A 20,985-nucleotide genomic window follows, 5' to 3' on the forward strand; every position below is an offset into this window, starting at 1 on the left:
TATGAAAAAACGAAGTTTTATACTAGGCATAGCCAGTTTATCCATTTTGGTGTTTCAAGCTTGCAAGAGCGATCAAATTGGTTATTTGAGTGAAAATATGCGCTACAATGTGGCTAATTTACAGGTGAACCAAGGGATGGTTGTGTATACACAGTCTTTGATCGCAAATGGAAGTACAACTCCCTTGACAGTTAATTTACTGAACGTAAGAAATAAAGAAACAGGCGAATTGACAACCGAATTTTTTAAAGAACATGAGATTTCTACTTATTTGTCAGAAATCACGTGGCGAGATACCACGCTCGATCAACTGAACGCCAAGATTGGTAAAGCCAAATATGCAGCGATGACACTCAATACCATTGGGGGAAGGGTTGGTTTTTCGCCAGCCACACAATTTGTTAAACCTGGACAATACAGCATTGATGTGGAGGTAAGTAATATTGCAGGAAGTAGAACATTTAAAAATATCCTCGATTTTAATGTCATAGGAGCAAAAAAAGACTCGGTATTTTTTAAATCTTGTACGAGTTCGGATTATGGTGCGGAAGCCAACTTCTTACCTTATACAGATTATGAAATAACTATTGAACATCAACCTGAAGGGGAAAATAAGATTGTGTACATATGGGAAGATAAAAATGGGAAACCTTTTAATCCAAAAAAAGGAGAGGTCATTAAACGTGGTGACAGACCAACCTTCAAAAATTGGTCTCCTTATTATCCCGAACAAGTCAGCGATACAGCCTTGGTATATCGTTACCCAGACGTTTCGGGTCTAGTGTACCCCATTATGAATGGTACTTACGTTGGTTCAGAATATTGGTCTGGAGACCCAATTTCTTATTATCGAGTGATTGGTACTGCCACTAGTCTGGGGCGTAACCTTAACCCAGTATCCACTATCAAATTTTATAGAAGTGGTACTTACATTGTTCGGTTCAGGTTTTTAACGGTGACGCATAGTTGATCTCTAATTTATTAATAGCACAAATTATGAAAAGTATATTGTATAAAATCTTGATGCTGTTTATTGTTTCTTTTTTGCTGATTTCGCAGGGGTGTAGCAAAAAGATGAATAACCTCAATGAAGAATTGCCTATCCAACCTACGGAGCCTTCTGTTGACAATAATGATTCGTTGAAGATCTATAAACCGAAGGAGTTTGCCGGCATGGATTATAACAATAAGGATAGTAAATGGGCGTATGCGCGAAGTCGTCAGTCGGAGCATTTTATCGTCTTTTGGGGGGCAAGCTATGGGAAAAATGATCCGAATGCCAGTACTGTTCCCGAAGCGTATCGGGTCGATATAGATGATCTTCTTGCCAAAGCTGAACAGTTTTACCAATTGAATATCACAACCCTAAAATTTGCCGAACGTAAAATGAATCGGTCTAATCTAGATAAGTATAAGATGATGATTTTTGTTCATTATACGACCGATTGGATGGCTTATGGAGGTGGTTATGACGATACAATTGGCGCATTATGGATCAATCCAGCGACCTGTAAACCAGTGGGGGCTGTTATTGCACATGAAATTGGCCATAGTTTTCAATATCAGGTGTTTGCAGATCTGAAAGGAGGACATGGTTTTCGATATGGCTTTGGTGGCAAAAATGGTAACGGATTTTGGGAGCAGACGGCACAATGGCAGGCTTATCAAACCTATCCAGATCAGGCTTTTTCAGGACATGATTTTACGGTCTATACCGAAAACTATTATCGTCATATTCATCACGAAAAGTATCGTTATGCTAGCTATTTTATCCATTGGTATTGGGCTAATAAGCATGGAATAGATATGATTGGTCGGATTTGGCGCGAGGCTTTAAAACCAGAAGATCCGGTTCAGGCCTATATGCGTATAACAGGTATTAACGTCAATCAGTTCAACAGTGAAATTTATGAAGCTGCTACCCGTTTTGTGACCTGGGATCTAAATAGTATCAGGGAGTATGGGAAAAATTATATTGGTAAACTGACTACAAAATTTACAAGACAGTCCAATGGAAGTCTTCGCGTTACTTATGATCGTTGTCCAGGTACAACCGGTTACAATGTGATTCCTTTGGATCTACCAGTTGCCGGCACTAAGGTGACGACATCTTTTAAAGGATTGACCAACGTCCCAGGATTTAATACCGTAGATCCTACTCGTGCGGGCTGGAGATATGGTTATGTTGCTTTACTCAAAGATGGTACTCGGGTGTATGGTGAGATGGCACAGGGTGCTGATAATGAGGTGTCGTTTACTGTTCCTGTAAATTGTTCTAACTTGTGGTTTGTCGTTACAGGTGCCCCAACAGTTTACGAGCCACATGCTTGGGATGATGTAGATACCAATGATGAGCAGTGGCCCTATGAGGTCAAATTTACCAATACAACTGCAATAGGATATAATGATGTGATTAGTCAGCCGAAAGATATTACTTTTAATTATGATGTTAGTTTTGCTGCTGATGCGGCCTTATACTCCGGTACAAAAGTAAACGTTAATGCAACTCAACTCGGTGAGGCTTTTGCTATATCTTCAGCAGATCTAGCGGATTTGATGACCAGTGGAAAAATAAAATTTTACGCTGTGGAGTCGAATGGAAGTTTAAATCCAAATAATACGGCCACGGGCTACGGTCATTGGTTTACTGAGAAAGGTAATGTAACCCAATGGGGAGCTGCTTCAGCATTCTTTTCCGAATTTAATGCAGGTACAATCGGATTTTCAATAGGACAGTATCCAGGGGCTTTGACCGCTGGACAAAAATATACTTTCAAGCAAGCCATGGTGTATAATTATAATGGAACAAAGACAGTTCAAGCAACTTTTGTATTTACCCTCAATATCAAATAGCTCTGTTTTTAGTGATAATAACTTGGTTAAGTTTATTTTGTGAAATCATGTTCGTACAGTAAACAATAGTAAAACGCTCCACACCTGTAATAATTTTACAGGGTGGGGCGTTTTTTTAGCCGATTATATGATGAATTTATTTAGGAGCATTTTACTTGCAAAAAATGAGTGAAAATATTATCTTTGCCTTTGTTAAAAAGGTGATACTTTTTCGGGGTGTAGCGTAGCCCGGTATCGCGCCACATTTGGGATGTGGAGGTCGTAGGTTCGAATCCTGCCACCCCGACTAAAACGACAAATGGTGCCATTGGAAGACAAATGGTGCCATTTTTCATTTTAATCCCTTTTTTATTGCTATTACAAGGCTTTCTATAAAAATTCCCTTTAATTAAAGGTCTGATACCTGCTGCTAAAATCTCTACATTGATACAGGGCATATTTGTGGTATCTGTATCTGATAATTTCGATGAACGAATAGATAAAAAGATTTTCCATGCAGAAATTGTGGTGGACAATGATAAGGTTGCTGCTGAAGCCAAAGCCTACAAAAAGATACCCGAAATTTTATCCTTTGTAGATAGCCACGGAGAAGATAAGATGAAACAGGAAATTGAAGCTAACTACAGGCAAATTAAATTGGATGTCGATGTCATTGAAAGTGAACTGGAACGTATTAAGAATGATTCGGATTTACAGCATTTGGTACAGAGTTACAAAGCAAAAAGGATTGGCGGTATTGTCAATCCTTTTTGCTTTCAACATGATTATTTAACTTCGATGGATTAAAGGTTATGCCGGCAATTCAGCTACAGCTTTTCCTTTCATTCCCTCATTAACCAGATAACCAACAAAAGCAGCAAAAGGAGCAATATCCTGATCTACGCTTGCTTTTTCAAGCGCTTGCATATATTCATCTCTTCTTTCCACGGGTATCACTGTCCAAGGATAACCTCCAGAAGCCAACATGGCATTCATTAAGAACCTTCCTATACGTCCGTTACCGTCCATGTAAGGGTGAATGAATACAAATATAAAATGTCCTAAAACAGCCCTAACAGAAGCTTCTGGTTCTTCTTCGAGCATTTCAAACAATATAGGCATAGCATCTCTCATAGCGTCTACGCTAAGTGGAACATGCTTGGAATTACCTATATATACCTGATGGTTACGATAACCGGCAAGATCTGATGCTTTCAGTATTCCAGCAGTTACGCTTGGGTCAAACAGCTCTCTATACCATTTTGAATGATCCATATCTGCTTGTATACCGGCATTTTTACCTTGTAAAACAGCTCTTATACTTTCTTTTACAGACAGGAAAGCTTGATAATAGCCCCTGGCGGCCATCGCATCACGTTGCTTTCGGTCTTCCTCATTTTCTTTGGCATTCCATTCGCCTGAACTTACCTTAGCAATAAGCTCGGGCGTTACTCGGTAACGCTCAATGGATAGTGAGTGGTAAGCATCTGTCAAATATATATCGTCTATATTTTTAATATACAAATCATGATTGGCTGGAATGCCGGGTGAAGCAGGAAAGTTTTTGATCACAACTTCACGCATTTGTGTCCACATCAGGCGTATACGGTTTGCGTAGGGTGACCGTTCACGGGTGGACAACTTTAGGTCCAGTTTGCTTTCAAAAGGGTCTTCTTCACGGATATCATAGTCTGCCTGCTTAAAAGTGTCTATAATTTGATCGGCTATCTTGTCCCTGTCAATATTACGGAAAGCGCCGGCAAGGCGTCCGGCTAAAGTAGTATGTCCGTTCTCTAGAAGTACTGGTAAAAGCTCCGAAGCATCGCGTATCAGCGACAATACTGTACGTGCATCAATAGCATTACGGGTATAGGTGCTGGCAGAACTGTATATTAATGCCGACTGTAGATTGTACATCCGGATACCGTTTGGAGTTACCATAAGCTGATCTGCAGATGGCAGTTCTCCACGCATATTGAACAATGAAGTATTATGTGGCAACGGCGTAGGATTGTTGTTTCCTTGTGGCGAACGAACAAGCAATTGCTGTGGTACCGACTGATTGGCCGCATGTAGCAATAGTGATTGATCGGCAGACAGGCACCAATTATCACCATACTTTCTTTCTAGAAATACAGCAACAAAATTCCAATAAGAGCTATACCAGGCTGTTGTCTCACCATCCTTTTCCTCCGGACTAGTGGTGATATACCATCCTTTAGCTACCTCTCGTATAAAACCATTTTTGGAAAGTATCTCACGGTATTTCCGGTTCGGCATATCATCGGTATGAATGCCTACAATCCCCTTTTCCTGTAGTTCTTGCAAGAATTTTAGGGCTTCTACAAATCTTTCACGTGGTGTTGCCATAACCTTATAAATTTATTAAACACTGCTGTGTTATTTTTATTAAAAACAGATGTGATAAATTTAGTAAATATTGTTGTGGTAATTATATTAAACCGTGTTATTTTTTAAATTAATACAGAGCTTTCGTAAACTTTACAATTTTGTAAAACTCATACTAAATGGAGGCATTTGAGCAACACCCGGAGAAGTTATGAAAGCCAGAGCACCGCCTTTACGGAGCATGTCCGTTCCCTTTGAAAAAAAATAGTTGTGAACACTGCGGGCAGCTTTCGCTCTTGCAAGATCTTTCCCCTAGAATAGGAAAGGTCAAATACTGTAGTATCACCAAATGGAATATTGCTGGTAACCACATCGTAGCTTCCCTTTTCTTTTTGAGGTATCTCTTCAAATCCACATACACGGATCTGAAGTTCTTTTTCGAACGCTCCGCCTAGATCTCTTTTCTAAATCGGTGTGGATTAATTGAAAAAAACAATAAACAAACGATGGGTGATAAGAAAAAAACATTAAATGAGGTTACAGCAGGGGATCTTTCTGAGATTTTTGAAAATTTAAGAAAAGATGGATTTATATTCCGCGCAGATTTTTCGCAAATTTCGAAACGTCTGTTAAAGGAATGTTTATCGATAAATCCATTTTCAGAAGACTTCCAAACGCTGGTTATTTCATATCTCGAACATATAGAATTTGATAAAAAAAGGAAAGATAAATTCGAAGATGAAATTTTCAAAGATTTTCGGAATGAGGAAAGAAAAAGAATATTGGCCGCAATTGAGAATGAAAAAGATTTTCATAAATACATCTGTAAGAACTATTTTGATTTAAAAAGAGAGCCCAAAGAGGAGCTGCTTGAAGCTTTTAATAAGTCGAGTAATCTGTAAGAAATAGACGAAACATTAGAAAAAATCCAAAAAATGATGGATGATATTTCGAAGAGGAATGATTCGGCAGAGCTTCAAGAGAAAAAACCAATTCTATATTACTATCAGGAACATAATGAAAAAGCAAAAGAATGAGATCCTTACTTTTTTAAAGAACGTGTCACGTCCTGATATTACGGTGTTATATATCCGTTACATATTTCCCGTATTATATTTCCGTGATCGATCCATGATGTTATCAATTTAATGTTGTATGCGGCAGAGATCTCAACAATATATTATTCTATAATTGTAGCTTGGTTAAGTGCTCTGAAGCTGTGACTCACGGTAAGCAATTGCTCTTGTATAAAAGTCCTCTACGATATTATAATAAGTATCTGCAAATTCAGAAGAGGATCCGTTTGTATTAATCTGGAATACAAGATCATGAAAAGAGCCGTCCCATTCAAACTCCTTACTTTCAATAAATGCAGGATCAAAGTTTTTTATCACACTGATGTGCGTATTGCAAGGCTTTTCTTTGGTTAATAATAACGCTTTCCCAGTATTTAATAGGGCAGTATAGCAATAATAAATACCTTCGACCCATTCTCTTTGGTTTATAGCCTCTTTAGCCCGATTTAAGGTTTCACGTACTTCTTCAAATACAACACCCACCATATCCATCATCGGAACGGCGCATTCACCAATACCAATTTTAGTTTCGTAAATTTTTTCATTTCCCCAATCCATTAAATGGAATTGGTTAACTTCTTTCAGCTCGCCAAGAGGTTTTAAAAGAGTGTAAAAATGGTTCTTTCCCATTCGATTGTAATAATCGTTAAAGTTTTCATCGTCCTTCATGTTTTCCTGATAATTATTCAGTAGAGATCTTACAGCATCTGGAATACATTTGGATGGAAGTTTAATTATTTTTTCCGCGATGGCACCATTTCCGCTGCTATCCAGGCCTCCGCCTAACAATACCTGCATGGCAGGTAGGATATATTGACCGATCTTCATGGACATTCCGTGAAAACCGATTGATGCGATTGCATGATGTGCGCAACCGTTCATACAGCCAGAGATCTTTACTTTGATTTCCTTCTCAAAAACAATATCACCATATTCTTTTGTCAGCACTTTCTCAAGTTCCTCTGCCAATCCCACTGAACTTGCAATACCGAGATTACAGGTATCCGTTCCCGGACATGCGGTAACATCATATAGAGTATCAAAACCAGGTTCGGCTAAATTTATTGTATCCAGCGCAATAAACAACGATTTTAAAGCCTCGGGTTTTACATATTTTAATAAAATACCTTGATTAACTGTAATGCGCATGTCAGCAGAGGCATGAACACGTGCTATTTTAGCCAGTTTCCGTGCATTTTCGGCATTGATATTACCTGAAGGAAGTTTAATCTGTACAGCACAATAACCTTTTTGTTTCTGTTCATATTGGTTGAGTCTTAACCAACGTTCATATTTTTGAAAATTTACAGGATCTTCAGAGCTCCATGCGGATCGTTCGGGAATCTCAGATGCGGTATAATCGTTCAGGTCAATAGGGAATGTTTTAACAGACAAAGATTCCCATTCGGTTTGAACCAGTTCAAGGAATGGGTCTATACCCATATCCTGGATCAAGTATTTTAGTCTTGCTTTATGCCTTTTGGCACGTTCACCATATCGGTCAAAAATTCGTAAACAGGCTTCTGTGAAAGGAATAATCCTATCTTCTTCCATGAAATCCGTTATTCTATGTGCCATGAAAGGCTGTGCACCCAATCCACCCGCAAGTACAACACGGAAACCACGAACCAACTTTCCATTAATTTCCTTTTGTCTTGGAATAAAACCCAGATCATGGATAAAAGTAAATGCTGAATCTCGGTCAGAAGAAGAGAAGGCAATCTTGAACTTTCTTCCCAAATTCTGACATACAGGATTACGGAGGAAATAGTTGAATACAGCATTCGCATAAGGAGAAACGTCAAAGAGTTCTTCAGGATCGATGCCGGCATAAGGTGAAGCCGTTAAATTACGGATGGTATTTCCACATGCTTCTCTTAAAGTAATACCTTTTTCCTCAAGCTTTGCCCAAAGTTGAGGGGCACTGCTTAGATGTACATAGTGAAGCTGAATGTCCTGTCGTGTAGTAGCATGTAAATTACCACTTCCATAAGCTTCTGATATATCAGCTATCCGTTCAAGTTGTTCAGGTGTAACGCGACCAAATGGCAGCTTGATGCGGATCATGTTGACACCATCCTGTCGCTGTCCATAAATTCCTCGGGCAAGTCTAAATGCCCGAAAACTTTCATCATTGATTTCTCCTTTTTTAAAGAGCTTGATCTTTTGATCAAGTTCTAATATGTCACGTAATGCTTTTTTATCAATATCTTCTGAAATTTCTAGGCTACTATTCATCGTTTATAAGTGTTTGTTATTTCAAAAATAAGTTCTTATAATCCTGATCCGTAGTAATTAATGTGGATTAAATAGTATTTATTACTTAAAGTACATAGAATAGGTAGATTATGTATGAAACAACAATAGTTTTCACGACTATTCTGCATGATTTATTGTAATAGTGTTTCTAAAATGCCTCCGGGAGCAAGTTGCCTCTATTTGTTAAAAAATTTAATGAAATAGAGAAATTGATGATAAAAGGAATGCTTGTGCACTTTTTTATTGGTGGATTGTTGAATAGATAGCCTTTAAATCTATCTGTATTAAGAAGATTATTATATAACTTATTGATTATCGAATTTAGATGCCAAAAGTAGGGGATGTTCTATTCCTTATTTAAATAGGATTTTAATTCTATTTCCATCCAAATTGTGCAGGCATAATGGCCTGAATTACCAAGACATTTATCAATCGTCACAAATCCAATTTTTTCATATAAAGATACAGCCTTTTTTAGTTGTGGGAAACTCTCCAGATATAGTTTAGAATAGCCTAGTTTATTGGCACTTTCAATTGATTTTTGCAATAGTAATCTACCGATGCCCTTTCCTCTTGAATCAGGAGCAAGATAGAATTTCACCAATTCCGCATATCCTGAAGGTAGATCAACAGTGGGGTAAATACCACAACCGCCCAATAACACGTTATTTTGTTCAGCTACCCAGTAAACAGCATTTTCCTGATTAAAAAGAGAAAATAAATCATCTGTTGTAGGATCTGTATATACAGTACCTTCTTTTGTGAGCATAAATTCGTCAAAAGTGTTTCTGATAAGCTTGGCAAGTATCGGATTATCAGTTTTTTCAATGCTGCGTATATTGATTTTTTCCTTCATTTAGTATTGTTGATTTATTATTTTAATAATTTTGAAATATAAGATAAATGAAAATTTTAATGAAGTGTTAGATCTATATTAAATTGTACTTTTTAGGTATTTGTCATTGAGTTAACGCAGGTTACTGCTTTTTATAAACCTATTTGTTGCAATTCCAGTCTGTTTTAAAAAGGACTAATAAAAATGACTTGAATCAGTAAACCCAAAATCCTGTACGATTTCTGAAACAATGCCTCAAGCTGAATCCGTTTTATAAAAAAAATATGGTTAAATGTACAAAAAAAGTAATCTTTTATACAATTTTTCCGTCATTCGGATTTCTAAATTTGCAGTCAAATAATCGAATAAATGTTAACGAAAAATAAGAGCCGACTGGTAATACCAATAATGGCGTTTTCAGCCGGGACAATTGTTGCCAATGTTTATTATAGTCAACCTATCTTAAAGGATATAGCGGATACACTCGGTAAACCCGAAGAATCAGTTGGGAAAATTGCAATGCTGGCTCAATTAGGATATGGTTTAGGAATGTTCTTCTTGCTTCCCTTGGGCGATAAACTCAACAGAAAAAAGTTAATACTATCCATTTGTGTGGCGCAGGTTTTTATGTTATTGTTGATAGCAAATACGCAAAACTTATCACTATTACTGATCCTAAGTTTTATTATTGGAATATGTTCAACACCAGCCCAGATCATCCTTCCAATGGCTGCCACACTTGGGAAAGAAAACCGAGGTAAAAACGTGGGAATTGTTTTTAGCGGGATTCTTTGTGGAATACTCGGATCACGTTTGATCAGTGGATGGCTCACAGATCTATGGGGATGGCAGAGTGTGTTTTTATTTTCAGCTCTACTTGTTTCAATAAGTATTTTATTGCTCTTTTTTCGATTGCCTGAAGTTCCGATTAAATTCAAAGGAAGCTATTTGGGTTTACTAAAATCAACTCTTGCATTGATCGGAAAATATAAAATTCTACGACAAGCTTCCTTACTTGGGGCGTTCACTTTTGGAGTCTTCTGTTCTTTCTGGACCACATTGACATTTCATCTCAGTGGACAACCTTTTAGTTTTCCGGCATCAACGATAGGTCTTTTTGGTATTATCGCAATTGGTGGAGCACTGGTCGCACCATATTTCGGAAAAATGGCAGAAAATGGTCAGGTATTCAAAAATTTATTCCTTACAGTTGGTATGCTGCTTTTAAGTATTCTCGTTATGTGGATATTTCCCCATTCCATATGGGTCTTAATCGTATCCATTTTCTTTTTAGATATTGGCGTGCAGGCTACGCAGATTACAAACTTTACCAGAATCTATTCTTTGGATGAAGCAGCTCACAGCCGGTTAAATACAGTCTATATGACAGCCTATTTTATTGGTGCTGGTATAGGTACATTTTTTGGTCTTTTAAGTTGGTCTTTAGGTGGTTGGGATATGGCATTAACGCAAATGCTGCTATGGAGCTGCGTAGCATTATTGATCGTTTGGTTGTCAAGTAAAAATAAACTTTAATAGTTTCCAAAAAACTTACAGTAAATAATGATTCAGGTAGCTATTATAAATGACATTCGTCGAAACCTGATTGTATTGCATAAAGTTTTTAAAGATAGCAAGAGCAGGACTATCAGACTAATCTCCACTGCGTCTTCTAAATTTATAAAAACTTAATCTTCTGTATACTTCATTGCATTGGAATTAAAATCATAAGAACATTTTGCAGCTCTCTTAATATTAATCGATTTGTTTCTAATAGTTGTCTCATGAGTATGGGGCGGACAGGATTAAACCATATCAACAGTGAAAATACAAAAAATGATCATCCAGATGACTAGGTCGTATAAGTATGGGTATCGTCTGATAAACTGGTGATTGTCTTTTTTTAATAGAAAATTGAGCTCGGTAGGAGCTTTTAGCTTTTTTAACAAATAACAGATACTCTTTTATTAGAAGGAGCATCTGTTATTTGTTAAGTGCTTCTAAAAAATTAATAGCCCGCCGTAAACCGAATCTGGTGGTGTTTAGGGTTCTCAACTTCATCTGCTATAACTACGGCTACATCTTCTACGGAGAGCATATTATTACCTTCATCGTCTAGTACAGGATAGTCTGTAGCTAAACGGTATTTTCCTGTTCTACCAATAGTGATACTTGGATTCATTTGAAGAGCAGGGCTAAAATAGGCCCAATCCAATTCTTTCTCCTCTTTGATAATTTCAAAATAGTCTTTTGTAGCTTTTGCTTTTGGAATAAAATGTAGATCCTGCGGTAAAGTATCAATAATGGCCCTTCCGTCCGCCGTTAGCAAACTTCCACCTCCGCCAATGACGATAAAGCGTTGCACACCTGCTTTTTTTACTGCTTCTTGTATTGCTTTCGAACCTTTCATAAATTCTTCGGCCAAATTGGAGCTTGAGGCAGCAGGACTAAATGCACTTATCACCACATCTGTACCTGTTAGAGCTTGGCTTAATGCATTCACATCTGCAACATCCACCTGTATATACTGAAGATTATTTTTGTCGGACTGATTCCCTTTTCTCGAAATCGCTACGACGTGAAGATTTCTGTCGATTAATTCATTGGTGATGTGGCTACCTACAAATCCGGTAGCACCGATAACAGCTATTTTCATTATTCTTAATTTTATACGTTTAAAAATTATTGATCACAAGTACCATCTGGTTTGCAAACGGCACCTTCTACGACTTCCAGTTTGGTTTGCGGGTTTTCGTTTCTCCACTCTTCAAATGATTTTTGTAGCATATCGAGAAATACTTGAGGATCCTGAGCTCCTGAAACGGCACGTTTTCTATTAAAAACAAAAAATGGAACACCATTTACGCCAATTTTCTCTGCTTCTTGGATATCATTTTTTATAGCGTTTAAATAGGTCTGCTTTTCTAAAGCGCTTTTTAAAGCTGATCCGTCTAAACCTATCGATTTACCTAATTCGACCAAGGTATCCATGTCATCAATGTTTTTTCCATCGGTGAAGTACGCTTTGAACATCAGCTCTTCGGCTTCCACTCCTTTACCATTTGCTTTGGCAAAATGTTGGAACTGGTGCGCTTTTAGAGTATTTACCGGAACTGTTTTGTCAAAGTTGTAGGTCAGACCGACATCTTTTGCCATTTGGGTAGCGTACCCATTCAACTGTTTAGCTTGTTCCAAACTAATTCTTTTTTGATCTACTAACACCTCGTGGATAGTTCTGTCTGGTTGAGTTTGTAAGCCGGGCATAATCTGGAAGCTTTTCCATTCTATCTCTACCTTGTTTTTAGCAGCAAATTCATTCCATGCTGTTTCAAATTTCTTTTTCCCGATATAACAGAAAGGACACATCACATCGCTCCATATTTCTACTTTCATCTTATTATCTGATTTGTGTTCTGAACTTATTTTTCTTTTTGGATTTGCAGTTAACGAGGCATCACTTCCCCACGCCGCAAATAAAAATCCACTGATTACGACGGTTGATGATAACAATCCGATGATTAGTTTTTTATTCATTTCAACGGCCACTTTTCGATTTGTTTTTATTATACAAATATACAATCTGATTACTTACTTTTGTATAGTGCTATACTAAAGTATAGTAAGATGGTTGACAGAAAATAATTAAAATATGGAATTGATCGATATTGACTTAATTCAGAAGTGTCCAGAAACATATCTTTTGGCTGTAAATGACACATTAAATGTACTGGCGGGAAAATGGAAACTGCCTATTATGGCATCCTTGCAATTTGGAAAAAAGCGTTTTAAAGATTTGGAAAAAGAAATTCCTAAAATTACTCCTAGAATGCTTTCAAAAGAATTGAGAGATCTAGAACTTAATGGAATGGTGACCAGAACTGTGCACGATACTTTCCCTGTCACCATAGAATATGAGTTTACAGAGTCGGGAAAATCATTTAAAAATGTCATCGACGCTATGATTGTATGGGGAATTGAGCACAGGAAGAAAGTATTGAAATAGGAATTTAGCCCAAATCTAATGATGCAGGTTAATTGGAACTTATTGTAATGTAACCTTAAAAGTTTTTTTTAAACGTTATAAAGCTACTATGCTTTTGTATAGTAATGTAAAACAATTGGCAATGATCAGCCTATTATTCAATACTTCCTTTTATTAAAGCTTACTGTTATTGTCCGGGGATGATAGATGTGATATTGCTGCCATATGAATTGTGAAAAATTGGGATGTCTTAAAAGCTCTAGTGCGCGTGCTTTTGGCAAAATATGTGAAATAAATCTTCTTCAAACATTTTAGTAAGCGCTGGATAGCTGATCCTGCTATCATGATGACAATTATAGGGTAAAATGGACCGCTAAAGATCTTTTGAGACTAGAAACTAGGTGTATAAGTAAATTAATTTAAAAATGCCTTTATTTATGGAAACTCATATCTGAAATATATTTGGTACAGAAGTGATCGATTTTAAATCTGTATGAAAAAGTTGTGAAGACCTCATAAATTTTACTAGTTTTGTTCCATAAAATTCGCGTCTCGTTTACTCGTTTGAATTGTATTGCAAAGAAGTGATGTGCACCTATATCGTATGCTCATCTTCATTCTGTTTAGCAGCAATAGTATGGATGTTACTATTTGCAAAGTATATAAAAACAAGTAAAGTATAATGAGAATTGCATAGCTATATGATTTAAAGCTATAACGAACTACCTAAAAAAATGTTCATTTAATGACCACTACGTTGTTTACATTCGTGAAACAAACCTTTAATAAACTCACGAATGTGGGGGTTTATCCAGATATGCCATATGTGGAGTCAAGATATACTAAATTGATCAACATATTGAATTGGATTGGAATGTGCTGCATGTTTACCTATGTTATTATCAATTTCACTAATGAACGCTATTTTCTCTCTTTTTTAAATTTGTTAAATGTATGTGATGCTGCTACTGTTATTTTTTTGAATAAATCAAGAAAGTATTTGAGTGCAAGATTAGTGATGGTCGGTTCAAGATTGGTTATTTACACCATCGCCGGATTGTATTTTCATAATGGGGGCGAATACTTTTTAGTGGCTTTATTGATTACAACTAGTCTCATGTTTGATACTAAATGGATCAGATTTTCTTTGTGTTCTTTAATTTTTGTAGCCTGTGCAGCCGTTATTTTGTTTCCACAGCCGCCATTGCTCGGTTCACCAGTGCCCAAAGAGCAGGCTTATGTCAATATGATTGTAGGGATCATGCTGATCGTAGGTGTGGTCACTTATTTTAAGAGTATTCAAAGAAATTATCAACGAGAAGTGGAAAAGCAACGGCAAGCATTATTTTCTCTCAATAAGGACAAGGAAAAGATGTTTTCGATTCTAGCGCATGACATCCGTAGCCCGATGGCTACTTTAGAAAATCTACTGCAGGTCTTTCATCAAGACCTACTGACCGCTAATGAACGTGTTGAAACAATAGGACTACTAAAAAATCAAGTATCTCAACTGGGATCAGTTATTGATAATTTATTGCGATGGAGTGTACGTGGAATGCAGGGTATCCAAACCTTACCAGTTGTTTTTGTTCTCCAACCTTTGTTTAGAGAGATCCTTCAATTTTTTGACTTACTGATCAGGCAGAAACAACTCACGATTCATATCAATGTTCCTGAACGGTTAGCATTAGTAGCAGATTATGATCAAACAGCTGTTATTTTAAGAAATTTATTAAGTAATGCTGTTAAATTCAGTAAAACCGGTGGGCGCATTACGATTACTGCAGTCGATCGGGTTAATGAAATTGATATTCTTATTAAAGACGAGGGTATGGGAATGGATGACCGTCGCATAAATATGCTGTTTACATCATCACAATTTTCCTCCCGAGGGACAGCGGGAGAAAGAGGGTTTGGATTAGGATTGATTTTATGTGCCGAATTTACAAGATTGAATGGTGGTACAATTCATGTAAATAGTAAACCTAATAAAGGTTCCACCTTTACTGTTTCTTTGCCTAAAGGTGAAATTTAGTATTTATCAGCTCTGGTTGCCATGCTGACTATTCTATATCCTCTGCTCGCCCTATGATCTACTTCATGTCCATTGATTTATCACATCAAACCTGCACTAATTTTTAACGATTGAAACTATCCATGGGATAATTCAAGAATACTCTTTTACGCTAAGCTCCAATTGTCCTTAAAGCTTTCTTAATGATGTAATTGGTTTCTTTTGTTTCACTTTCTTTTTTCCAGCGTTGACATACCGAACGCACAAAATTTGCTTGTGTTTTACTGGCATCGTTGAGCCAGTTGCCTACACTATCCTGTACGTATCGCTCCGGATCAGATCGTAGTGGTTCTAAAATTTCCAGTGCTAACTCCGGATTTCGTTTGAGAATATCAATATGTTCGCACCAAACACCTCGTGGTCTTGTCGATTCGCTACTAAATCTTCTTATATTTTTGTCTTCATCTGAAGTCCAACGAGCGAGGATGCTGATACTGGTTATTAAATTGCTTGCGATCTGATGCCGTACTGCCATCCAACTAATTTCCCTTACTCCGAAATGTGTATCTGCAGAAAAAGGTTTAATCTGTTCCAATATTTGATCAATGCTCAGTTGTTGATTTTTACCAATCGTATAAGTTGCCCAACATCGAGCCATATCGGCTTGATGATGAGCTAGTATCTTTAAAAATTGCTGATCACCATTTTTAACTGACTGCTCAAAAAGAATAGTTCCGATAGCTTCATTGATGGTGTTTACCGTTTGTTTTTTCAACTGATCGATGGCTGATATAACTGGATCTAGATAAACTAACCGATTATGTTCATGTAATATATGTGCTAATAAAGAGCGTTGGTCAATAGCCAACCACTCTACGAGATTTGCTGTTTCTATTTCTCCACGATTTAATTGTATTAAAATATCTGGAGTAAGATCTTGAGTTGATCTTGCACCTTTTCTTTTTACTTCCATCATAACTGATCTATAAGGTCTTGAATATTTACTCTGTTCATATAGTTACTGTCAACAAATTGATAGATTATGGTATAGTCTGTGTCAATAATATATACAGCGGGAATGGGTAATTCGTTATGATCATTTTTGTTATAATCAGACAGGGAGATTCCTAGTTTCTCGTAGGTGTCGATTGCATATTTTGGTAGTTGAAATGAAATACCAAGCTGTTTGGCTAACAGATGATTTTGATCGGTCAATAAATCAAAATTCAATTTATGGCTAAGTTCTAATTCTTTATTATTATCCTCAGATTGAGGAGTTATTACCACTAATGTTACATCTTTTTGATGAAAAAGCTCTAAATGATCTTGCAGCGCTTTGAGTTGCAGATTGCAATATGGACACCAAGTGCCGCGAATGAAAGCGACGATTACTTTACCTTTTTTTAGCAGTTCATGTAAATGGATCAATTGATTATTGGTATTTCTTAAATTGAAATCAGGAAATTTATAACCCACTTGTATGCTGTTTTGGTCAATTTTGCTGTTTTTCAAATCTTCAATAGATTGACTAAAAACATTGATAATTTCTGCGGGTAACTGCTTTGCTAAGTTTTGGTTAATTTCTTCTATTTTCTTTGCTAAGTTTGTCATGCGATATGATTTGTTTTTGCAAATATTTAAAAGTAAATTCAGAATGACAATACCGCATATTATTATCCCTATGGGATAAAAAAGTCAATTTCATGAAAACAAAGCAACAAGCGATAATAGAAAAAATATGTCCATTGGAATTTGCTGTAAATACCATAAGTGGAAAATGGAAAATTCCCATTATTTGGCGAATCAATGAAGGGGAGAAGCGTCCAAGTGAAATGTTGAGAGGAATAGTAAGTGTGGACAGACGGGTATTGAATCAACAATTAAAGGAGCTGGAGGGGGATGGAATCTTAAGTAAAAAGAGCTTTAATGAATTGCCTCCTCGTGTTGAATATACGCTTACACCTCTTGGTGAAAAACTGGTGGAAGTGCTGTGGAAATTGAATGCTTGGGGAGAATTGTTAATGGAAGAAAAAGCAAATAATTAAGTCCACTGGATAAGGGTTCTGCTGTAAAATGTAATAGTATAATGATTGATAGTATAATGATTGATGTTTATTTGGTAAAGTTTAAATCACAGGATTTTGATGAATACTTTCAACTTGTAGGTGACGCTCGGGTTATGGAAATGATTACGGAACGAGCGATTCCAATAGAGGAGGCTCAAGTTGATTTTGAGCAACTGATCGATAATAATAAGTTGAATGAGAATTTTGGCAATTTCAAAATCTTAACCCTATCATCAAACGAGTTTGTTGGCCTTGCAAAATTAGCACTTCATGAGGAAGATCAGGTTGAAGCGGAGCTCGGGTATATGATTTTGCCTTACTATTGGGGTAAAGGAATCGCGAGTCAAGTCGCTAGACAATTAATCGAGCATGCGAAACAGCAGCAATCACTGGAAAAGTTAGTAGCCATTATTGATCCGAAAAATATTCCATCGAGAAAGATTCTGATCAATCATGGTTTTGTTTCGAAAGAGTTTAAGGATTTCGATGGATTGCCTGGTGAGATTCTGGAATTGGATTTGCAATGAAGGTGTGCTGAAAATCTCAGAAGTACTCCTATTACGTATTGATTTTTAGGAGCTCTTTACTGTGTGCTCAAGGAGAAAGATCATTATGCAGAAGATAAACCTTACTGCATTTATTTTTACAAAGTTTATAATAATTGAATCTTTCTATTGATTTTCATGTAAAAATTGGTAGATTATATTATCATACATTTAAAGTTTTTAATATGCATACAATATCATCACGTCTTCATACCGCAGGTCTGATCACACTAAAGGATCATAAATTATTGCTTGCTTATAGCAATAATAAAAAAGCATGGTATCTGCCTGGAGGTAAGGTAGATCAAGGAGAGAACTCATTGCAGTCGTTGAAAAGAGAAATAGAAGAGGAACTGATGATCGCGTTAGATCCTGAAAGGTTAAGATTTTATTGCCATATCACAGCTCCAGCATATGGTGAAATTCCTGTGGTGATTATGGAGCAAGATTGTTTTATATATGATCTTCAAGAAGATATCAAACCTAGTAATGAAATCGGAGAAGTTCGTTATTTCTCGCGAGCAGAATATTTAAAAGAACAATTTCAAGTTGTTGGTGTATTGATGGTTTTTGATCAATTGGAGGCTGACCATTTGTTAGGCGCTTAATACTTTACCTTTATTTTTCTGCTGTTTACCGAGTTTTAGCTATTGTTGATCTAAATGTAATAAAATTGATTGTTTACTTGTCTTAATTTTGAATCAGAAAGTTGAAAGAAATATTTGATTGACTAACTGATCACTAAAGAAAACTAAATCTATAAAATAAAGACATTATGAAAACATTAGTAAAAACATTCACAGCAGCAGTATTGGTAGCAATTTCGACCTTGACCATCGCCGCTGAACGTCCGGAAAAAGCAATTAATCTATCTACTGCAGATTTTGCTATCACTCATTATGTAGAAGTGATCACGGAAGGGCAATCGCTTGGACTGGAACAATTATTTGCATCAGATTATAGTCAAAAGGTACATGGCAAAAATATCAAAACAAATAGTAGAGCTGAAGTGATCAGTTTTTTGAAGAAGCAAAAAGGGTATCAGTTAAACTGCAAAACAACAACTTCAATTTTAGAGAAGTCTGCAAACTATATGGTGGCAAAAATCACGATGCAGTTTGAAAATTTTACAAGAATGGAATTGGTTACCTTAATCAATGAAGGCGGTGTCTGGAGAGTTTCTAAATCAATCAATAGTTATTTGTAGGAATTGTTTAATTAAGTATCATATGTTTATGTAGGTCCTGTCGAGAGATAGGACCTTTTTTGTTGAGTTTTTCTTTTCAAATACGATCGTTCGATGTTACATGTATTATAATATGTTCGCTGTGAATACTCCTAAATAAAAATAAAGGAGTGAATTGTCATTTATATAAAGTAACACTTCCTTTTATGAGTTGGAGATTAAACTGTCCGATACTTGTCTTTTTGAGCATACTGCTTAATTGATTTCTTACTTTTTTAAAATCATGGTGAAGTGGACATGGATTTTTTTCCGAGCAATAATCTAATCCCATGCCGCAACCTGTAAAAATCTGTTCGCCATCTATGGCTAATACAATATCAGCAATGGGCTTTTTTAATCCTTCTGGATCAATAAAGAATCCACCATGGGGCCCTTTTGAAGATTGTATTATACCTACTTTACTCAAGTTTTGAAGAATTTTCCCTAAGAAGGGTTCCGGAGACTTTACTTTTTCAGCAATTTCTTTAATACCTACCTTTCGTCCCTCTTGAGAGCTTTGAGCGATATAAAATACCGCACGGATGGCATATTCACAGGTTTTAGAAAAAACACCCATTTTTTGATTCTATTAATTGTCGTATTTTATGCAAAGATACAGCTCTAATTGGTATTTAAGACATTCTGTACACGTTCCATATGATCCTTTTTATGTATGGAAAGCCTGATGATGCTATTCTCAGTTGCCTTAAGATTGTGAATTATGGCTCCTTCTATGCCAATGAGATCTCCTTTTGTCATGGTATGCATAACGCCTGCAATATTTAAGTTGATGGATCCTTCCTGGATGTGTATGACAATAGGAAAGGGGCTTTTATGATCGACCATCAGTACTCCTTTTGCTAGACATATCCGGAGTTCTTTGGTCGATGATGTTTCTAATAAAAGCGTCACTATTGGTTTTTCTGATGCATGAGATACTCCTTGATATAGCGATACAGGCGTGTTGTTTTTATTCATTTCCATGTCAGTTTTTTTTTGATTAACACAAATATAGTAATAAAAGACTTTTAACTCTTTTAATTATGATTATATTTGATCATACATATAATACTGAAAATAATCGTTTTATTAATTATGTACCGGGCATATGAAAAAGAAAGATATCACAACACTAGCAGATATTCAATTACTTGTTGATACATTTTATGGGCGGGTTCGTGAGGATTTGCTTATTGGGCCCATCTTCAATAATTTATTGGAAGGACGTTGGGAGGAACATTTAAAAAAAATGTATAGCTTTTGGCAAACTATTTTGCTGGAACAGCATAGCTACTTTGGAAGTCCATTTCCACCACATGCTGCCATGGCGCTTACTAATGCGCATTTTGATGCTTGGTTAAAGCTTTGGTATCGTACAGTGCACGAATTTTTTGAAGGAGAAAAAGCTGATGAAGCGATTCATAGAGGAGAGAAGATGGCCACTATGTTTTTATCTAAAATCAACTATTTTAATAACCTAAAGACTAAACCTCTCACTTAACACTCCCAAACCACCTTTTGAAAAGTAATTAAACCCTGTTGGCTCTACATTAGAGTATTGATATTTGAAGATATATGATCATGTTATGGATAAAATGTAATTAAAATATCATCCATTTTGCAAGGGCTAATGTTGACATCAGAAAGGTGGTATCTTAATTGTTGATGATAGTTTATTAATACATATCCATTTGAAATTATTAAGATGTACAGTTTATATATTTATATGTAAATTTCAGTAGCATAATCAATCATTTTTTTGATCGTATTTCTGTACAGCACGTTTGGTGGAAGATTAAATC

The 20,985-nt window shown here is 36.3% G+C and carries 20 protein-coding genes, 1 tRNA gene and 1 pseudogene; 13 read left to right on the forward strand and 9 right to left on the reverse strand.

What is annotated here, in order from left to right; translation table 11 throughout:
• Position 1: 1 nt before the first annotated feature.
• The 4 genes and pseudogenes from B3P23_RS05605 to B3P23_RS05620 form a co-directional block, all read left to right on the forward strand.
• A complete protein-coding gene (locus B3P23_RS05605) occupies positions 2-970 on the forward strand; it encodes a hypothetical protein (protein WP_045753506.1) in 969 nt (322 codons plus the stop codon).
• Positions 971-996: 26 nt separating this feature from the next.
• A complete protein-coding gene (locus B3P23_RS05610) occupies positions 997-2,853 on the forward strand; it encodes a DUF4859 domain-containing protein (protein WP_293925013.1) in 1,857 nt (618 codons plus the stop codon).
• A gap of 212 nt (positions 2,854-3,065) precedes the next feature.
• A tRNA-Pro gene (locus B3P23_RS05615) sits at positions 3,066-3,139 on the forward strand.
• A 110-nt stretch (positions 3,140-3,249) separates the two neighbouring features.
• Positions 3,250-3,561 (forward strand): annotated as a pseudogene (locus B3P23_RS05620) (conjugal transfer protein TraG); the annotation flags it as partial.
• Positions 3,562-3,642: 81 nt separating this feature from the next.
• Here B3P23_RS05620 and B3P23_RS05625 read toward each other — a convergent pair.
• A complete protein-coding gene (locus B3P23_RS05625; RefSeq protein ID WP_045753510.1) occupies positions 3,643-5,202 on the reverse strand; it encodes a Fic family protein in 1,560 nt (519 codons plus the stop codon).
• 485 nt (positions 5,203-5,687) lie between these two features.
• Here B3P23_RS05625 and B3P23_RS05630 point away from each other — a divergent pair, with 485 nt between their 5' ends.
• A complete protein-coding gene (locus B3P23_RS05630; RefSeq protein WP_293925014.1) occupies positions 5,688-6,083 on the forward strand; it encodes a hypothetical protein in 396 nt (131 codons plus the stop codon).
• 300 nt (positions 6,084-6,383) lie between these two features.
• Here the strand turns inward: B3P23_RS05630 and B3P23_RS05635 are convergent, their stop codons facing one another.
• On the reverse strand, positions 6,384-8,495 hold the full coding sequence (locus B3P23_RS05635; RefSeq protein ID WP_293925015.1) for a nitrite/sulfite reductase: 2,112 nt from the start codon (positions 8,493-8,495) through the stop codon (positions 6,384-6,386).
• 367 nt (positions 8,496-8,862) lie between these two features.
• Positions 8,863-9,372 (reverse strand): GNAT family N-acetyltransferase, encoded by a 510-nt coding sequence (locus B3P23_RS05640; protein ID WP_045753514.1) that lies wholly within the window; start codon positions 9,370-9,372, stop codon positions 8,863-8,865.
• Positions 9,373-9,759: 387 nt separating this feature from the next.
• On the opposite strand from B3P23_RS05640, the gene B3P23_RS05645 reads away from it, so the two are divergent.
• Entirely contained in the window at positions 9,760-10,887 is a 1,128-nt protein-coding gene (locus tag B3P23_RS05645; protein ID WP_260948471.1) for an MFS transporter, read from the forward strand.
• Between the two features lie 472 nt (positions 10,888-11,359).
• Here B3P23_RS05645 and B3P23_RS05650 read toward each other — a convergent pair whose 3' ends face one another.
• Together B3P23_RS05650 and B3P23_RS05655 are read right to left on the reverse strand one after the other, a co-directional pair.
• Positions 11,360-12,007 carry an NAD(P)-dependent oxidoreductase gene (locus tag B3P23_RS05650; protein ID WP_293925016.1) on the reverse strand — a complete coding sequence of 216 codons (648 nt, stop codon included), beginning with the start codon at positions 12,005-12,007 and terminating at the stop codon, positions 11,360-11,362.
• A gap of 26 nt (positions 12,008-12,033) precedes the next feature.
• The gene (locus B3P23_RS05655; RefSeq protein WP_293925017.1) at positions 12,034-12,885 is read right to left on the reverse strand and encodes a DsbA family oxidoreductase; all 852 of its coding nucleotides are present in this window, start codon (positions 12,883-12,885) and stop codon (positions 12,034-12,036) included.
• Between the two features lie 115 nt (positions 12,886-13,000).
• On the opposite strand from B3P23_RS05655, the gene B3P23_RS05660 reads away from it, so the two are divergent.
• Positions 13,001-13,354: a winged helix-turn-helix transcriptional regulator gene (locus tag B3P23_RS05660; protein ID WP_045753517.1), complete on the forward strand. Its 354-nt coding sequence runs from the start codon at positions 13,001-13,003 to the stop codon at positions 13,352-13,354.
• A gap of 724 nt (positions 13,355-14,078) precedes the next feature.
• Positions 14,079-15,368, forward strand: a complete 1,290-nt coding sequence (locus tag B3P23_RS05665) for a sensor histidine kinase (protein WP_293925018.1) — start codon at positions 14,079-14,081, stop codon at positions 15,366-15,368.
• 151 nt (positions 15,369-15,519) lie between these two features.
• Here B3P23_RS05665 and B3P23_RS05670 read toward each other — a convergent pair whose 3' ends face one another.
• Positions 15,520-16,323 carry a DNA alkylation repair protein gene (locus tag B3P23_RS05670; RefSeq protein ID WP_248755771.1) on the reverse strand — a complete coding sequence of 268 codons (804 nt, stop codon included), beginning with the start codon at positions 16,321-16,323 and terminating at the stop codon, positions 15,520-15,522.
• Complete coding sequence (locus B3P23_RS05675) at positions 16,320-16,958, reverse strand: peroxiredoxin-like family protein (protein WP_293925019.1); 639 nt, start codon at positions 16,956-16,958, stop codon at positions 16,320-16,322. The genes B3P23_RS05670 and B3P23_RS05675 overlap by 4 nt, the downstream gene beginning before the upstream one ends.
• Before the next feature lie 92 nt (positions 16,959-17,050).
• Here B3P23_RS05675 and B3P23_RS05680 point away from each other — a divergent pair, with 92 nt between their 5' ends.
• The 4 genes from B3P23_RS05680 to B3P23_RS05695 all read left to right on the forward strand — a co-directional run bounded on the left by B3P23_RS05680 (position 17,051) and on the right by B3P23_RS05695 (position 19,165).
• A complete protein-coding gene (locus B3P23_RS05680) occupies positions 17,051-17,392 on the forward strand; it encodes a winged helix-turn-helix transcriptional regulator (RefSeq protein WP_045753521.1) in 342 nt (113 codons plus the stop codon).
• Between the two features lie 41 nt (positions 17,393-17,433).
• Positions 17,434-17,940, forward strand: a complete 507-nt coding sequence (locus B3P23_RS05685) for a GNAT family N-acetyltransferase (RefSeq protein ID WP_293925020.1) — start codon at positions 17,434-17,436, stop codon at positions 17,938-17,940.
• Positions 17,941-18,143: 203 nt separating this feature from the next.
• Positions 18,144-18,566: an NUDIX hydrolase gene (locus tag B3P23_RS05690; protein ID WP_293925021.1), complete on the forward strand. Its 423-nt coding sequence runs from the start codon at positions 18,144-18,146 to the stop codon at positions 18,564-18,566.
• A gap of 167 nt (positions 18,567-18,733) precedes the next feature.
• Complete coding sequence (locus tag B3P23_RS05695; protein WP_248755773.1) at positions 18,734-19,165, forward strand: nuclear transport factor 2 family protein; 432 nt, start codon at positions 18,734-18,736, stop codon at positions 19,163-19,165.
• Positions 19,166-19,322: 157 nt separating this feature from the next.
• Here the strand turns inward: B3P23_RS05695 and B3P23_RS05700 are convergent, their stop codons facing one another.
• Positions 19,323-19,760 (reverse strand): RrF2 family transcriptional regulator, encoded by a 438-nt coding sequence (locus tag B3P23_RS05700; RefSeq protein WP_045753523.1) that lies wholly within the window; start codon positions 19,758-19,760, stop codon positions 19,323-19,325.
• A 44-nt stretch (positions 19,761-19,804) separates the two neighbouring features.
• Positions 19,805-20,167 (reverse strand): hypothetical protein, encoded by a 363-nt coding sequence (locus B3P23_RS05705; protein ID WP_094772277.1) that lies wholly within the window; start codon positions 20,165-20,167, stop codon positions 19,805-19,807.
• Positions 20,168-20,291: 124 nt separating this feature from the next.
• Between B3P23_RS05705 and B3P23_RS05710 the strand changes: the two genes are divergently transcribed.
• Positions 20,292-20,684, forward strand: a complete 393-nt coding sequence (locus tag B3P23_RS05710) for a group III truncated hemoglobin (RefSeq protein ID WP_045755096.1) — start codon at positions 20,292-20,294, stop codon at positions 20,682-20,684.
• Positions 20,685-20,985: the final 301 nt, after the last annotated feature.

It is taken from the genome of Sphingobacterium sp. UBA6320 (assembly GCF_002440335.1).
Lineage (GTDB): Bacteria > Bacteroidota > Bacteroidia > Sphingobacteriales > Sphingobacteriaceae > Sphingobacterium.

What these genes read in the sequence shown, in the direction of transcription:
- B3P23_RS05605 (WP_045753506.1), top strand. Translation starts at nt 2, where the DNA reads ATGAAAAAACGAAGTTTTATACTAGGCATAGCCAGTTTATCCATTTTG.
- B3P23_RS05610 (WP_293925013.1), top strand. Translation starts at nt 997, where the DNA reads ATGAAAAGTATATTGTATAAAATCTTGATGCTGTTTATTGTTTCTTTT.
- B3P23_RS05625 (WP_045753510.1), bottom strand. Translation starts at nt 5,202, where the DNA reads ATGGCAACACCACGTGAAAGATTTGTAGAAGCCCTAAAATTCTTGCAA.
- B3P23_RS05630 (WP_293925014.1), top strand. Translation starts at nt 5,688, where the DNA reads ATGGGTGATAAGAAAAAAACATTAAATGAGGTTACAGCAGGGGATCTT.
- B3P23_RS05635 (WP_293925015.1), bottom strand. Translation starts at nt 8,495, where the DNA reads ATGAATAGTAGCCTAGAAATTTCAGAAGATATTGATAAAAAAGCATTA.
- B3P23_RS05640 (WP_045753514.1), bottom strand. Translation starts at nt 9,372, where the DNA reads ATGAAGGAAAAAATCAATATACGCAGCATTGAAAAAACTGATAATCCG.
- B3P23_RS05645 (WP_260948471.1), top strand. Translation starts at nt 9,760, where the DNA reads ATGGCGTTTTCAGCCGGGACAATTGTTGCCAATGTTTATTATAGTCAA.
- B3P23_RS05650 (WP_293925016.1), bottom strand. Translation starts at nt 12,007, where the DNA reads ATGAAAATAGCTGTTATCGGTGCTACCGGATTTGTAGGTAGCCACATC.
- B3P23_RS05655 (WP_293925017.1), bottom strand. Translation starts at nt 12,885, where the DNA reads ATGAATAAAAAACTAATCATCGGATTGTTATCATCAACCGTCGTAATC.
- B3P23_RS05660 (WP_045753517.1), top strand. Translation starts at nt 13,001, where the DNA reads ATGGAATTGATCGATATTGACTTAATTCAGAAGTGTCCAGAAACATAT.
- B3P23_RS05665 (WP_293925018.1), top strand. Translation starts at nt 14,079, where the DNA reads ATGACCACTACGTTGTTTACATTCGTGAAACAAACCTTTAATAAACTC.
- B3P23_RS05670 (WP_248755771.1), bottom strand. Translation starts at nt 16,323, where the DNA reads ATGATGGAAGTAAAAAGAAAAGGTGCAAGATCAACTCAAGATCTTACT.
- B3P23_RS05675 (WP_293925019.1), bottom strand. Translation starts at nt 16,958, where the DNA reads ATGACAAACTTAGCAAAGAAAATAGAAGAAATTAACCAAAACTTAGCA.
- B3P23_RS05680 (WP_045753521.1), top strand. Translation starts at nt 17,051, where the DNA reads ATGAAAACAAAGCAACAAGCGATAATAGAAAAAATATGTCCATTGGAA.
- B3P23_RS05685 (WP_293925020.1), top strand. Translation starts at nt 17,434, where the DNA reads ATGATTGATAGTATAATGATTGATGTTTATTTGGTAAAGTTTAAATCA.
- B3P23_RS05690 (WP_293925021.1), top strand. Translation starts at nt 18,144, where the DNA reads ATGCATACAATATCATCACGTCTTCATACCGCAGGTCTGATCACACTA.
- B3P23_RS05695 (WP_248755773.1), top strand. Translation starts at nt 18,734, where the DNA reads ATGAAAACATTAGTAAAAACATTCACAGCAGCAGTATTGGTAGCAATT.
- B3P23_RS05700 (WP_045753523.1), bottom strand. Translation starts at nt 19,760, where the DNA reads ATGGGTGTTTTTTCTAAAACCTGTGAATATGCCATCCGTGCGGTATTT.
- B3P23_RS05705 (WP_094772277.1), bottom strand. Translation starts at nt 20,167, where the DNA reads ATGGAAATGAATAAAAACAACACGCCTGTATCGCTATATCAAGGAGTA.
- B3P23_RS05710 (WP_045755096.1), top strand. Translation starts at nt 20,292, where the DNA reads ATGAAAAAGAAAGATATCACAACACTAGCAGATATTCAATTACTTGTT.